Raw genomic sequence first — 14,351 nt, 5'->3', positions numbered from 1 at the left:
GCGGGCTTACTTCGCCGGGCTCGTGCCGGGCGCCGGCCAGTCGGGCAAGACCAGGCCATTCGAGATGATCGCCTTGGCCCCTTCTTCCAGCGTCATATCCAGCCGGATGACTTTCGATTCCGGCAGATAGATCAGGAACCCGCCCGTCGGGTTTGGCGTGGTGGGCACGAAGACGCCGATATACTCGGACCCCAGCTTCGCCTCCAGTTCACCCCGGACTTTCCCTGCCACAAAGCCGATGCACCAGGCGCCTTCCTTGGGATATTCGATCATCACCACTTCGCGGAACTGGCCGCTGGCATTCGTCTGGAACACATCCCGGATCTGCTTGAACACCGAATAGATGGACCGCACGAAGGGCACGCGCGCCATTACCCTGTCGGTGGTATCGACCACGTATTTGCCCAGGAAGTTTGTGGCGATTGCGCCCAGAAGCGTCAGGAAGATCAGCAGGATGATCAGGCCGAACCCTGGCACGGCGTAATTGAGATAGGTTTCGGGCCGCAGACCTGCCGGCAGGATCGGAACGACCCAGCTGTCGATCATCCTGATGAAGAAATCGAGAATGGCGAAGGTGGCCACCATCGGCAGGGCAATCAGCATCCCGGCCACGAAGCGGGCACGCAGCCAGGCCAGTGGGCCAGGCTTGGGCGGCACGTTCACCACCACGATGCCGAACTCGCGCTTCTCATTCTCTGACATCTTCTGCCCCTGTGACGCTGCGGCTTTCCTCAGGGTTACCGCTTGGCGCGCCCCTTCTTCCGCGTAATTGTGGCGAAGATGGGAACCGTGACCGACATAGAAAAGGGCCTGAGTGATTGGGCCGTAGCGCATTATGGCGCAGCCGCTGCGATTGCCGGCCTGCGCCGGCTATCGGGAGGCGCCAGCCAGGAAACCTGGGCCTTTGAAGTGGAAGCTGGCGAGAAAAGCGAGCCGCTGATTCTGCGCCGCGCGCCGGGCGGCACGGCAGCCGCCCGCAGCTCTGAGGCCATTACGCTGGCCATCGAAGCCGCGCTGCTGGACGCCACAGACAAGGCCGGTGTCCGCGTGCCCGGCGTGCGGCATGTATCGCCGCCCGGCTCTGTCCTCGGCGAAGCCTTCGTGATGAAGCGCGTGGCGGGCGAAACGCTGGGCCGGAAGATCCTGCGGGATGCAGAGTTTGAAACAGCGCGCACGCGGCTGACCCAGCAATGCGGCGAAGCGCTGGCGCGCATCCATTCGGTGCCGCTGAGCGGCCTTCCCAACTTGCCAACGAGCCTCGGGCGAAACCAGATCGACAAGTATGAGGCCGTCTATCGCGAGTTTGACCTGCCCCGGCCTGTATTTGAGCTCGCCTTCGCCTGGCTGAAGGATAATGAGCCCGAACCGGCTGATCCGGTTCTGGTGCATGGGGATTTCCGCCTCGGGAACCTCATCGTGGATGAAAACGGCCTCGCCGCCGTGCTTGACTGGGAACTCGCCCATATCGGCGACCCGCGCGAAGACATCGCCTGGCTCTGCGTCAATTCCTGGCGCTTTGGCCAGACCGAAAACCGCGTCGGCGGCTTTGGCCAGCTGGATGAGCTGCTCGATGCCTATGCCGCCGCCGGCGGCGCCCGCTATCGCCCCGCCGACATCGACTGGTGGGAAATCATGGGCAGCCTCAAATGGGGCGTCATGTGCATGACCATGTACGGCGCCTTCAAGACCGGCGCGGACCCCAGCGTCGAGCGCGCAGCCATCGGCAGGCGCGTGTCTGAAAACGAAATTGATCTCATCAACCTGTTCGAGGGCCTTGGACGCCATGCATGACGCCCCCTCCGCCAAGGAACTGATCGAGGCGGTCAAATCCTTTCTGGACAAGACCGCCATGGTCCAGCTGCAGGGACATGCCGCTTTCCATGCGCGGGTGGCCTCCAATGCGCTCGCCACCGTGCTGCGCGAAATGGAGCAACGGCCGGCCGCCGAAGCGCGCGAGCGGGATCGCCTGCAAGCGCTTTTGAAGTCGGATGAGGCAGATGTCGGCAAGCTGAACCGCAAGCTCTGTGAGGAAATCCGCACGAAGCGGGTTGACCTCGGCACGCCGGGCCTGTTGACCCACCTAAAATCGACCACAATTGACCAATTGTCTGTGGACCAGCCGGGCTATTCGGGACTTCGTACCGCAGCCCGCTAAACTGCGAGGTTGCGATGAATAAGTTTGTTCTGATCGGTGGTGGCGCGCTCTTGCTCGCGGCAGGCGGCGTGGCGGCGTGGATGCTGCTGTCGGCCCCGGAGCCGGAACCGGTTCACCTTGACCCTTACGACTATTCACAGGCGGAAAGCTGGGACGTGAAACCCGCCGAACAGCCGCCCGCTGTCTGGGAAACAGGCTGGGCGATAGATGTGATCCAGCTGACAACCCATACCCGCCGCGCTCCGGAGGACATCGCCGAGGCGCTGGACATCATCGGCCCGGTCTACGCGCCGAAGCTGCGCGGGCCGAACTTTGCCGAGGACGCGGCTGCCGCGCTTCAGGAATACCTCGAGATAAACAATAACGGCCGCGCCTTTGTGATTGCCAGCAACCAGCCCCTGCCCGCCAGCACGGTGCCGGTCATCAATGCTGATCCGATGGTGCGCGCGCGCTTTGGCGGCGTGCTGCTGCTGGATGGCCAGGAAACCGCGTTTGCGCCCGGCGTGAACCCCGCCAGCGTCTGTTCAGACCGGTTTGGCGCAGGCGAAGTGTGCGCCGCCCCCGTGGAGATCAAGCGGACCGATGGCGAGTGGGCCGTCGCGGGGGAAGGCCCGATCGGCGGCCCTGTGATCGACGGCTTTGCCGACTGGCTGGACGGAAGCGCGCCGAAACTGGCCGAGCCGCTGGGCGATCTGGAGGAAGTCGAAATCATCGACATCCGCCGCCCCGGCCAGACAGACTAGGCAGGCCAGATTATTCAGGCAGGCTTGGCCGCAGGCTGGTTTTCCGGCGCGGCCAGCACGAACGGCTCCAGCCCCCGGCAGGCCGCATCAACCGCCAGCAGCCGAGGGAACGCGTCCAGCGCCACCTTGAACCGGCGGGCATTGGCCATCTGCGGGATCAGCGCGATCTCGGCGATGCCCGGCGCGTCGCCGAAGAGGAAGTCCCTGCCTTCAGACGCCTGCGCCATTTCTTCCAGCGCCTTGAACCCCCGGACGATCCATTCGCCATACCAGCGCGCAATGGCCGCCTCATCGGCGCCGAATTCCTTGCGCAGATAGGCCAGCGGGCTGAGATTGTTGAGCGGGTGGATGTCGCAGGCGATGACATCGGCAAAAGCCCGCGCCTGCAGCCGCGTCCACGGATCTTTCGGCAGAAGCGCCGGGCCTTCCAGCGCCTCGTCAATCCATTCGATGATCGCCATCGATTGCCCGGCCACCCGGCCATCCACCTCGAGGGACGGCACCCGCATCTGCGGGTTCACGCTGCGATATTCATCCGTAAGCTGCTGATCCACGCCGCCGAGAATGTTGATCGGCACAAGATCATAGGCTGCGCCCTTCAGATTGAGCGCAATGCGCACACGGTAAGCGGCCGAGGAGCGCCAGTAATCATAAAGACGGATCACGCAATGTCCTCCAGTTCCAGCACGCGGAGCAATTCCTCCCGGGCAATCCGGCATTCATCCGCGAAGGCCGGATCAGCGAGATCGGCGGGGGAGAGACGATCCCGGTAAGTCTTGCGGATGACGCCCTGAAGCTCGTCAATCAACTCATCATCGAGAAGCACGCCCGAATGGCATTCGGCGAGTTCGTCCTCCGTCATCACGACACGCAGGCGCAGGCAGGCGGGGCCGCCCCCATTGCGCATCGACTGGCGTACATCAACAAACTCGACCCTGCCAATCGGGCCGTTGCCAGCCACCATCTGCTCGCAGAAGCGGCGGGTGGATGCCGTCTCCTGCGCTTCCAGCGGCGCAACAAGCACGAGCCGGTCTTCACCGGGGAACTGCAGCAGCTGGGAATTGAAGAGGTAAGACCGGATCGCGTCTTCCAGCGGAACGTCCGCCTCCGGAACCATGACGGGCTTCAACTCGAACAGGCCATCGCCCGCGCGGCGGAGCGCCTCAAGTGTACCGCGCGCATCTTCGAACGCCGCCTCATGGAAAAACAGGGTGTCGAGCGCGCCGACGCAGACGACGTCATTGTGGAAGGCGCCTGCCTCAATCGCGCGTTTTGCCTGCCGCGCGAACACAGTTCGCCCCTCCCCCAGCCCATGCGACCGCGCGATGGACTGAGCGGCCAACAGCGTCTGACGAGCCGGGAAGCCGGCAACCATCTCGCCAGCTTCTCGCCCATAAACGAAGAGCCCCACACCAGGCGCGCCATGCTCTGCACACAGACGGACATGGTTTGCTGCCCCTTCATCGGAGAAATCCGAATGGGACGGCAGAGCGCCATGAACGGCAAATCTGCGATCCCCGGAAAAGATCGAGATCAACGTCGTCGTCGTGTCGGGATGTTCGAGGCTGCGGTGGAGCATGGTGGAGAGGTTTGCGGGCGTGAAATGCAGCAGGCCATCTGCGGTGTCTGCCGAGGGCGACACGGTCGCGGCATTCGCTGTCCACATGCTGCTTGCCGAATAGGCGGCCTTCAGAAGGCGCGGCGCCATCTTTCCTGCCGCTTCGATGATATCGGCATCCGAACCGGAGAACCCCGCCGAGACCAGAAGATCAAAATTCGGGCGCGGCAAGGGCGGCAGAACGCCTTGCACGAGACCAGCCCGAACAAGGTAGCGCATCTTTTCAAGCCCCTGAATGGCAGCTTCGCGCGGGTTTGAAACATCCCCTGCATTGCGGGAACTGGCGAGGTTTCCGTCCGACAGGCCGCCATAATTATGGCTCGGCCCGATCAGGCCGTCGAAGTTGACTTCTGCCGCGAGGGTCATGCCTCAGCCTCGACAATCCAGGCCGCAGCTTTCAGCCGTGTACGGCCATCCTCTCCGGCAAGCTCCTTGAGCCGGGCCACGACGGCGCCCTTCACAACATCCGGATCAATGCCCTGCTCGGCAATGGCCCGCGAGAGCGGCCCCATGTCGAGCATGAATTCTGCCGTATCCTCGGCCGAGGCGCCGGGCAGCATCAGATCCCCATCCCAGGGCGTGATTGAGATATCTGCCCAGCCGCTGTCTCTCAGTATACGGCTTACATAATCAGCATCCCCAAAAGCGAACGGGCCGGGGGTTCCCGGCTGGGGCGGCGCGGGGGGCGTCTTGAGAAGGGGCATCGCGGCCTGCAGGGGCGCCAGAGCCCAGGTGTTTTCCGGCAGGGGCCGCCAGCAGGCAAACCGCAGGCGTCCCTTGGGCTTCATGCCAGCGCGGATATTGGCAAACGCGGCCACCGGATCGGCAAAGAACATCACCCCGAAACGCGAGATGACCAGATCGACAGGCTGCGCCGGGCGCCACACAGAGGCATCGGCCACCACAAACTCGATCCCCGCCCCCACAGCGGCCGACCTCTGCTTTGCCAGCTCGATGAGCGGCGCGGAAACATCAACGCCGGTCACCGAAACATTTACGGCGCTGGCCGCCACATTCAGCGAAAGCGCCCCGGCGCCGCAGCCCACATCGATGACGGCCTGCCCAGGCCCGGGAAGAACCGGCGAAAGAATTGCCTCAACGAAGGGCGACAGCATCACATCCATTCTGTCTGCGTCGCGCACCCATTTCCGGCCCGCGGGGCCATTCCAGTATTCAATCTGCGAGGTGTTATCCATTGTTCCTGTCTCCTCTCAGGAGGGAAAGCCTGGCGCCGTCATCCGGGCCGCTTTTGGGGCAAGTTGGCTGGCCTGTGGCCAGGCGCAATAGTCGGCGGCATAATACGCCCCCGGACGGAAATTTCCCGACAGTCCTGGCCCGCCGAACGGCATGGCGCCGCTCGCCCCAGCCGTCGGCCGGTTTCTGTTGAGGACGCCCGCGCGCATCTCGCCATAGGCCCGCTGCCACAGAGTATCGTCATCGCTGACCAGGCCGCCGGAAAGGCCATATTTGGTTGCATTGGCGCGCAGAATGGCGTCATCGAAATTCGCCACGCGGCTTATCTGGATCAACGGCCCGAAAAGCTCCTCATCCGGAATACCTTCAGCATCCGTCACATCCACAATGCCCGGAGAAACGAAACCCGTTCCCTGCGGGCCCGCCTCCAGCGGCAGTATGGGCTTGCCGCCTTTCGACAGGAGCATCTGATAGAATTCCGCCGCCTGCCCCGCAGCTTTGGGAGACACCAGCGGGCCCATGAATATGCCCGGCTCATTCCATGCGCCGATGCGGATGCCCCTGGCGCGGGCGGCGATGGCATCGATCACGGCATCGCCAAAGGCGCCTTCCGGGAGGACCAGGCGGCGCGCGCAGGAACAGCGCTGCCCGGTCGTGAGATAGGCAGACTGCGCAGCAATGTCTGCGGCCGCGTCAACATCTGCAGGCTCCCATATGATCAGGGGATTGTTGCCGCCCATTTCCAGCGCCAGGATCACATCCGGCCGGCCGGCAAAATGCTTGTGGAAGAAGACGCCCGTTGCCGCTGATCCGGTGAACAGCAGACCATTGATCGGCTGGTTGATCAGGGCCGCGCCGGTGTCGCGTCCTCCGTGGACGATGTTTATGCAGCCGTCCGGCAGCCCGGCGGCGGCAAAGGCATCTGCCATGATCTCTGCCACCGAAGGCGCCAGTTCAGATGGCTTGAAAACGCAGGTGTTGCCCGCCAGCAGCGCCGGCACGATATGCCCGTTGGGCAGATGTCCGGGAAAATTGAATGGTCCGAATACGGCCATTACGCCATGAGGACGATGCGTCAGGCGGGATTGACCAAAAGCCGCAGGTTCATCCCGGTCGCCTGCGCGCTCTTTCAGAGCCGCCACGGAAACCCCGATCTTGGCTTTCATGGTGGCCGCTTCGGCCTGAGAATCCCAGAGAGCCTTGCCCATATCGCGGCTGATCGCTTCGGCGATGCCGGCGGCACGCTTGCCGATCTCTTCGGCATACCGCTCCATGATGGCGATACGATCCTGAACAGGCGTCCTGGCCCAGCCGGAAAAGGCCGCCCGGGCGGAGGCGACGGCGGCGGCCACTTCACCGGCATCGGCCGAGTGCCCCTCCCAGCTGAATTCGCCGGTCGCCGGGCAATGCTTGGCGAATGCGGCGCCGTTTCCGGGGCGCCACTTGCCGTCGATATATACGCCGTCTTTCATTACTTGCTCCGTACCCAGAAGCGCGCGGGCATACCGGGTTTCAGATGCAACGCTTCCAGAATGTCTGATGAAACAACCAGATTGTTTTCGCCCCGGCGAATGAACTTGCCGAGCGAAACGCGGAAATCGGGCAGCCTGTTGCTGCAGAGCAGCCCCTGGCGCGCATCCGGATCACCCTCGACTTCGCCGGCTTCCACTGTAACCACGCGGCTTTCCTGAATTGTGCGGATATGGCGCCGCTGCGCGGCCACCAATGGGCCGCCATCGAAGATGTCCACAGTCCGGTCAAACTCGAAGCCTTCCCATTGGAGAAGCTTGTAGGCGCCGACCCCTTCCGAATGGCAACGCCCGATGACTTCGCGTGCCTCCGGCGGAAGGAGGTCCACATACACCGGATAGCGCGGCATCAGATCGACAATGAACTGATTGTCCGTAGTCGCCGAAAGCCGGTCTGCCTCGGCAAAATCCATGCGGAAGAAATGCCGCCCGAGACATTCCCAGAAAGGCGACTCGCCCGTGTCGTCCACAACGCCGCGCAGCTCTGCCAGCACCCTGTCGCTGAAACGCTCCGGCGCGGCCGCCATCAGAAGATACCGCGATTGCGCCGCAAGGCGCCCGGCGCCGCCGCCCCGATGGTCCGGCTTCAGGAACAGTGTGCCAACCTCGGTATAGCCGACATATTCGTTCGTCAGCACCAGCGCGTCCATATCGAAGCGGAGGTTGCCTGCGGCATGGCTCGCCTGCGCCAGCGTGATGATGCGATAATTGAAAAAGGGCTGATCAATGCCCGTTCCGGCCTTCACCGCAGAGCACCCGACGACCTTCCCGGTCGGCAGATGCTCCATCATCATCAGATACTTTCCGTACTGAATATTTTTCTGGCGGCTATGAAATGCCTGCTCGGATTTCTCGAGCCGCTCCATCAGGATCGGCTCATCCACCGGAAGGCTTGTAAATCCGGGGCCGGACAATTCAGCCAGCTCCATCAAAGCCCCGAGATCGTCGAGCCGCGAGGGCCGCATCACATATTCAATGCTCATGCTCAGCGCCCCATCAATTCCTTGATGCGCTTTGCGTCCATCCGCCCATCTGCCAGCCTGTTCAGGATAAGCGCCGAGAGCGTTGCCCGCTCGGCAAAGCTCTCGACAATGACGAATTCCTCATCGGAGTGAATCCGCCCCCCGCGCACACCCAGCGTATCAACGTTGGGAACACCCGCCGCAAAGATGTTGTTGCCTTCGCAGACACCGCCCGTGTCAACAAACTCAAGCTCGAGACCGATTGCCTGGCCGGTGGCATGGACGGCGTCGAACAGGGCCTGCTGCGCGGCGTTGCGCGGCTTGGGCGGGCGATAGAAACCGCCATGCAGATGGCCGTGAATACCATCGCGCGCCGAGGCACGCGCAAACAGGCGCTCAACCTCCCGGGTGGCCCAGGCCGACGCCTCAGCATCGGGCGCGCGGGCGCCAAAGCGGACAACGGCAAGATCCGGCACGATATTGACCGGGCTGCCGCCCTCGATGGCGCCGACATTGAAAGTCACCCCGTCGCGCTGGCCATTCAGCGCTTCAAGGCCGAGAACCAGTTCCGCCGCCGCTTCAATGGCGCTGCGCCCCTCTTCCTTGGCGCGGCCGGCATGCGCCGCCCGGCCATGCAGCACGATGTCAAATACAGCAGACCCCTTGCGGCCCCCGGACATAGCGCCTGTTTCCATGGCCGGCTCATATGTCATACCGATATGCGCGCCGGAACGGGCAGCCTCCGTCAGCGCGGCTGACGAGGCAAAGTTTCCGATCTCCTCATCCGGCGTGATCACGATCTGATAGCCGAGACGATCCTTGAGCGGACCACTTTCGAAGGTCCTGAGGGCTTCGAGCATGAGGCTCAGCCCGCCTTTCATGTCTGCCATGCCGGGGCCATTGATCCGGCCATTGTCCAGGTCTCGAATCGTCTCGAACGTCCCCGGCGGGAAGACCGTATCATAATGGCCGGACAGGACGACCTGGATCGGGGCGGCGGGCCGCGAGCTTACCTTGACGATAGGCCCGGTATGCATCTGCACCACCCGTCCGTCGGCGCCGACCGTGTCAAAGCCCGGCCCCTCCACCAGGCGCACATCGGCCTCAAGCGCCGAGAAGGCATCTGCAAGCTTGGGCGCCAGCATCTTCAGGCCGGCAATATTGTAACTGCCCGTGTTTATCGAGGACCAGGCGCGGGTCCGCGCAATCATGTCCGGGGCGGCCGCAGCGAGGCGCTCACGCGCGGCCTCATCTTCGCGGGAAAGAGAGCTGAGTTGGGTCATGGCCCTTGGTTTCACAGCTGAAGGCACGCGGCAAGCCTCTGCCCTTCCCCCGCGAAAACAAAAAAACGGCCCAGCTTTCGCCGGGCCGTTTCCTTAGAGAAATCAATCGCCGTTACTGAACGATGATCGTGACTTCCGAGCGGCGGTTCAGCGGCTCGCGAACACCGTCAAGCGTTGCTTTGGCGAGCGCGGTTTCACCTTTACCGTCTTTCGAGATCAGCGTGCTGGCAATGCCGCGCTGGGTCAGAGCGGAGGCAACCACGTCAGCGCGGCGAACCGACAGACGCTGGTTGTAGTCAGCAGCGCCCGAAGTGTCGGTGTGACCAATGATGGTCACCGAACCAGCGGAGCAGCCTTCAACCGAACGAATGTTGGCCACAGCCTGATCGATAACTGCCGAAGCCTGGCTCGTCAGATCCGAACGATCCCACTCGAAGTACACCACGAACTCCTGGCTGAGTGCAGAGCACTGCTGGGCCATCGGCGGGGCGGTCTCTTCCGGCGGAGGCGGCGGAGGAGGCGGCGGGGGCGGCGGCGGAGGAGGCGGCGGAGGCGGGGGCGGCGGCGGAGGCGGTGCCGGCGGCGCAGCGAACGAATAACGCACGCCCAGGGTCGCAGTGTGATCCTGGTAGTCTACGTCATAGGAACCGGCGGTGCCTGCTTTGCCATCAAAGTTGAGGTCTTCAACCGTGAAATACTTGTAGCCGACGTCCATGGTGAGACGCTCAGACAGCTTGAAGCCGACGCCCAGAAGGCCCTGATAGGCAATGCCGGAAGCTTTGTCGGAGAAGCCGTTTGCAGCGGCGCCAGCCGGAAGCGTGCGGTTGGACGCTTTTGCGTTCAAGCGAGCACCACCAACACCGAGACCGATGTAAGGCTGGACCGTGCCACCTTTGTTGAAGTCGTAAAGGCCATTGACCATCAGGTCCGTGACGCTGGCATAGCCGGCAGGCGCGGTCGACGAGCCAGGAAGCGTGCCATTGATGCCGTTCGGGACATCAAGATCGCCACCACGTTGGCCGAGCACGCCCTCAAGGCGCAGACCATTGGCGAAGCCATAGCCGAGACCGAGGCTCAGGCCGAGATTTTCGGAAACCGACGAATTATCGACAATCGAACCGTTAAAGGCTGCCGTCGGATCGTGATCAACGGTGCCGTCGAAGGAATACTGGATATCCGCGCGCGAATACCAGCCGTCTTCGGCGTGCGCCGTGGCGCCAGCAGTCGCGAAAGCGGCCGCGGCAGTCGCGCACAACAGAGTTTTCTTCATACTCAATCCCCTTTTGTGTGCCGAATGACGGGATTGTCCTCGGCCGCAGGTTCATAGCGGGTATCAACCGCATGCTTTGGTGTTAAACGTTTTTTCCGCCGTCCGCGAGCATTTTTAGTCCCAATACCCCCGAATGCGGTGGAAATTATCGCCTACCGAGACCCTTTTGCAACAGGTCCCCATAGCCGTCAAACGACGCATTATTAACGTGCGCTGAACGACAATTCACAAACGCAGCGATCCGGGCTTTGGTTCCAGCCCGGAGACACTTTTTTTGATTTTCCGGCCGAATTCCACAGCCTCGTTGCAAAGAGGCCGGATTCGATGCCCAAAGCAGATTCTCCGCCGAATCAGCATGGCAGTTGCTTAACGGCTGAGTTCGACCTTCAGTTCCCCGAATGGCAGCGGCTCTTTCAGGGACCACACGGCCATCCTGCACGCTGGAGGGTCAGCGCGCGCCCTGGCCAGAAACAGGGTCGAGGGGGGACCGCGCATCGCCGCCTGGAACCCCAACCCATTCCCGCAACCATAGGGAGAAATCCGGCTTTCTCAGCCAGTTACCTGCAGCACGGCGCCAGCCAGAGCATCTGGCTGCCGCGAAGGGGTAAATGGGTTCAACGGTGATGAGGGGGAAATGGTACCGCCTCTCCGGCTTGAACGGAGGACCTCTGGTTCCACAAACCAGCGCTCTAACCAACTGAGCTAAGGCGGCATCTGTTCCGGCGACATACAGCTACCGGAAAAGGGTTTCAAGCGGCGAGCAGCGTGCCGAAGCCCCTGCTCTGCCGAAAAATGATCAAATCTTCACAACCTGGTCGAACTCAAGATCAACCGGGGTGCCCCGGCCGAAGATCGAAACGGTGACTTTCAGGCGGCCATGCGCCTCGTCGATTTCCTCGACAGCGCCTTCGAAGCCCTGGAACGGCCCGTCATTGACCTGAACCTGCTCACCGATCTCGAAGCTGACCTTCGGACGCGGACGCTCGGCCGCCGTATCGGTCGACTTGCCGAGAATGCGGTCAACTTCCTTCTGGCGGACCGGCAGCGGCTTCTTGCCCCCTTCGGCGCCGAGGAAGCCGGAAACTTTCGGCGTGTCCTTGACGAGGTGGTAGATATCGTCGGTCAGCTGCGCCTTCATCAGCACATAGCCGGGGAAGAAACGCTTCTCGACCGTCTTCTTCTTGCCGCGCGCGACCTCGACGACCTCTTCGGTCGGCACTTCGATCTCTTCGATCAGGTGCAGAAGGCCCTTGCGCTCCGCCTGTTCGCGAATCGTGGCGGCCACCTTCTTTTCGAAGTTGGAATAGGCGTGGACAATGTACCACTTGGCATCAGGCATGGGGCGAACGCGCTCCGGAAGGTCTGTTAGCGTCACGGCAGCCGTCAGGCGCCGCGTACGAAATTCACGAACAGGGTTATGACTGTATCGGTCAGGAAAAGGAATATCGCGATCAGGATCGACATGATCAGCACGAAAATCGTCGCCTGGATGGTCTCCTGGCGCGAGGTCCATGTCACCTTGTTACCTTCCGCACGCACCTGGCGCAGGAATGTAATCGGTCCAACCCGCTTCTTCTTTTCCTTCTGGTCCTTAACGGCCATGTCACCACTCACTTGAAAGGCGGGCGATTAGCCCTTTTGGGCGCCCGCGTCCACGGCAAATATGCATGGAACTCCGCTTCAGGAGTGCCAACCCGCTGCAGATGTGCGTTGAGTTGGCCTCCGAAACAAGCCCCGCCCTGCCCTAAAGCTTGCCGAAAGCCCGTGGCGGCAGGCCGGGTACATCCACTTCCACGGCAAACAGGCTGCCGGAGAGCGGGCGGGCGTCAAGCTGCGGGAAGCTGAGCCCGGTTCGGGCGGTGGTGATGAAAAGGGTACGCATGTCCTGCCCCCCGATGGCGCAGCCGGTGGGCAGCGGCGCGGCAAGGATGATGACCTTGTCCAGGGCCCCATCCGGCGCGAACCGGACAACGCGGGAGGCGCCGTGCAGGCAGACCCAAAGGCCACCCTCGCTGTCGACGGTCGACCCGTAGGGCAGACCGCCCAGCTCATGCGTAAACGCAAAGGTCCGCCGCCCGGAAAGCACGCCCGTTTCAGGGTTCACATCGAAGGCGAGGATTTCCGCCTCGGCGCTGTCGCAGGTGTAGAAGGTGCGCCCATCGGGCGAGAACTGCATCGTCTTGGTGACCAGTACCGAGGGCAGGCGCAGCGGCGTCACCGTCTTGTCGGGACCATAGCGGTAATAGACCCCGCTCGGGTCGCGCTCGGCCTCGTCCATGGTGCCGAACCAGAAGGAGCCGTCGGGCGCGACGCCGCCATCGCTCGTGCGATTGGTCGGGGGCTCCTCCGGCAGGGCGCAGAGGCGCTCATAGGCTTCATTGGCGGGATCGAAAAACCCGATCTCCCGGTCTGCTGCCATCAGCAGATGGCCGCCATACAGCGCCAGGCTGCTGGCCTTCACCGGCAGATCATACCGCCGGGTATTGCCGGTCTTGGGATTGTAGCGGTGGAGTTTTGCCCGGCGGATATCGACCCACCAGAGGAAGCCCTCAGAAGGGCTCCACAGCGGCGCCTCGCCCTGCATACAGCCGGTTGGCGCAACGCATTCGGGGGAGAGGATCATGGCGGAGAGACCGTCGCAATGGATGGAAAGGGCGAATTAATCCTCGCCGAGAAGGCCCGCAAGATCGGCGAGTTCAAACAAGCCCTCCCGCAGCGCCTCACTGGCGGAAATTTCATCAACATCAGCGCCCAGGGCATCGAGGGCGAGGCCGTAGGCTTCGCGCAGGGGCCCATCGGCCACCAGCAGCACTTCATCGCCGGGATCGTAATGGGCGGCCACATCAGCGCCGATCAGCAGGCCGGCGATCGCGGCGGCCTTGCAGGCGGGATCCAGCTGGCCGGTGAAGATGGCCGCCTCGACGGAGAAGACCGGCGGCGCGTCGTCGGTATCGAGGGCCCGCTCGACCCATTCGCGGAACACGCGGGGATCGAAGATCTGGGCCGGGCCATCCTTCAGAGCCAGGGCGCCGGCCGTGAGCAGCAGGTCTCGCAGCTCGGAGGTGATTTCGGTGGAGAGGCCGAGGATGCGGCCATGTTCCAGATCATAATGGCGGGTGTGGCGCCCGACGATGCAGACGGCGGCGTGATCTTCCCCCAGACCGGCAAGAATCGTCTCGGAGCCGCAGGAGATGTCGGGCGGCGAGAGCTGGCGTATCCACGGCACAATCCAGATGCCATCGCGCGCCATCAGATGGCCCGGCATGGACATCAACGGGACAGGAATGGACAGGTTGGTGACAGATTGGGACAGGATACCCACATCCCCGGACACGATGACCGGCACCTCCGGCCATGCCCCCAGCCACTCGCTGACATGGAAGCGGATGCGGGCGAGATATTCGGACGGGGCGATTCGCTCGGGCTCATGCATCACCGCCGAGGAGAGGATCTCCCCTCCGGCATCATACGCCCAGGCAGAGAGCCGGGAGCCTGTCCAGTCCAGGCCAATCAGCGCGAGGCTGTCTTTCATCTCAACTGCTTTCCGATGACCGACGCATCTGACATTTCCCCTCCGGTGTGGGCCAGCGAATGCTT

15 protein-coding genes and 1 tRNA gene are annotated in these 14,351 nt (G+C 62.9%); 3 read left to right on the top strand and 13 right to left on the bottom strand.

Going from position 1 to position 14,351, the window contains the following annotated elements; genetic code table 11:
* Positions 1–6: 6 nt before the first annotated feature.
* On the bottom strand, positions 7–702 hold the full coding sequence (locus tag C0456_RS00875) for a DUF502 domain-containing protein (RefSeq protein ID WP_291047433.1): 696 nt from the start codon (positions 700–702) through the stop codon (positions 7–9).
* Positions 703–780: 78 nt separating this feature from the next.
* Between C0456_RS00875 and C0456_RS00870 the strand changes: the two genes are divergently transcribed.
* The 3 genes from C0456_RS00870 to C0456_RS00860 are packed head-to-tail and all read left to right on the top strand — an operon-like array spanning position 781 to position 2,898.
* Positions 781–1,791: a phosphotransferase family protein gene (locus C0456_RS00870; RefSeq protein WP_291047680.1), complete on the top strand. Its 1,011-nt coding sequence runs from the start codon at positions 781–783 to the stop codon at positions 1,789–1,791.
* On the top strand, positions 1,784–2,155 hold the full coding sequence (locus tag C0456_RS00865; protein WP_291047432.1) for a DUF6285 domain-containing protein: 372 nt from the start codon (positions 1,784–1,786) through the stop codon (positions 2,153–2,155). Before C0456_RS00870 ends, C0456_RS00865 begins: the two co-directional genes overlap by 8 nt.
* 14 nt (positions 2,156–2,169) lie before the next feature.
* Positions 2,170–2,898: a hypothetical protein gene (locus C0456_RS00860; protein ID WP_291047431.1), complete on the top strand. Its 729-nt coding sequence runs from the start codon at positions 2,170–2,172 to the stop codon at positions 2,896–2,898.
* Positions 2,899–2,912: 14 nt separating this feature from the next.
* Here C0456_RS00860 and maiA read toward each other — a convergent pair whose 3' ends face one another.
* From maiA to C0456_RS00800, 12 genes are all read right to left on the bottom strand, one after another.
* The gene (gene maiA, locus C0456_RS00855; RefSeq protein WP_291047429.1) at positions 2,913–3,563 is read right to left on the bottom strand and encodes a maleylacetoacetate isomerase; all 651 of its coding nucleotides are present in this window, start codon (positions 3,561–3,563) and stop codon (positions 2,913–2,915) included.
* Positions 3,560–4,882 carry an N-succinylarginine dihydrolase gene (locus C0456_RS00850; protein ID WP_291047428.1) on the bottom strand — a complete coding sequence of 441 codons (1,323 nt, stop codon included), beginning with the start codon at positions 4,880–4,882 and terminating at the stop codon, positions 3,560–3,562. The genes maiA and C0456_RS00850 overlap by 4 nt, the downstream gene beginning before the upstream one ends.
* The gene (locus C0456_RS00845; RefSeq protein WP_291047427.1) at positions 4,879–5,712 is read right to left on the bottom strand and encodes a class I SAM-dependent methyltransferase; all 834 of its coding nucleotides are present in this window, start codon (positions 5,710–5,712) and stop codon (positions 4,879–4,881) included. The genes C0456_RS00850 and C0456_RS00845 overlap by 4 nt, the downstream gene beginning before the upstream one ends.
* Before the next feature lie 15 nt (positions 5,713–5,727).
* Positions 5,728–7,182 carry a succinylglutamate-semialdehyde dehydrogenase gene (astD, locus tag C0456_RS00840; protein ID WP_291047425.1) on the bottom strand — a complete coding sequence of 485 codons (1,455 nt, stop codon included), beginning with the start codon at positions 7,180–7,182 and terminating at the stop codon, positions 5,728–5,730.
* Positions 7,182–8,222 carry an arginine N-succinyltransferase gene (locus C0456_RS00835; RefSeq protein WP_291047423.1) on the bottom strand — a complete coding sequence of 347 codons (1,041 nt, stop codon included), beginning with the start codon at positions 8,220–8,222 and terminating at the stop codon, positions 7,182–7,184. Before C0456_RS00835 ends, astD begins: the two co-directional genes overlap by 1 nt.
* A 2-nt stretch (positions 8,223–8,224) precedes the next feature.
* Entirely contained in the window at positions 8,225–9,484 is a 1,260-nt protein-coding gene (locus tag C0456_RS00830) for a hydrolase (protein WP_291047422.1), read from the bottom strand.
* 112 nt (positions 9,485–9,596) lie between these two features.
* Complete coding sequence (locus C0456_RS00825; protein ID WP_291047421.1) at positions 9,597–10,754, bottom strand: outer membrane beta-barrel protein; 1,158 nt, start codon at positions 10,752–10,754, stop codon at positions 9,597–9,599.
* Positions 10,755–11,389: 635 nt separating this feature from the next.
* A tRNA-His gene (locus tag C0456_RS00820) sits at positions 11,390–11,466 on the bottom strand.
* Between the two features lie 84 nt (positions 11,467–11,550).
* Entirely contained in the window at positions 11,551–12,093 is a 543-nt protein-coding gene (nusG, locus tag C0456_RS00815) for a transcription termination/antitermination protein NusG (RefSeq protein ID WP_291047420.1), read from the bottom strand.
* Between the two features lie 44 nt (positions 12,094–12,137).
* Positions 12,138–12,356 (bottom strand): preprotein translocase subunit SecE, encoded by a 219-nt coding sequence (gene secE, locus C0456_RS00810; RefSeq protein WP_291047419.1) that lies wholly within the window; start codon positions 12,354–12,356, stop codon positions 12,138–12,140.
* Between the two features lie 142 nt (positions 12,357–12,498).
* Positions 12,499–13,377 (bottom strand): SMP-30/gluconolactonase/LRE family protein, encoded by an 879-nt coding sequence (locus C0456_RS00805; RefSeq protein WP_291047417.1) that lies wholly within the window; start codon positions 13,375–13,377, stop codon positions 12,499–12,501.
* A gap of 36 nt (positions 13,378–13,413) precedes the next feature.
* Positions 13,414–14,286, bottom strand: coding sequence for a 2-dehydro-3-deoxygalactonokinase (locus C0456_RS00800; RefSeq protein ID WP_291047416.1), 873 nt, complete (start codon positions 14,284–14,286; stop codon positions 13,414–13,416).
* Positions 14,287–14,351: the final 65 nt, after the last annotated feature.

It is taken from the genome of Hyphomonas sp., assembly GCF_013823385.1.
In the GTDB taxonomy this organism is placed as follows: domain Bacteria; phylum Pseudomonadota; class Alphaproteobacteria; order Caulobacterales; family Hyphomonadaceae; genus Hyphomonas.
This window is presented reverse-complemented; position numbering and strand designations above follow the sequence as displayed.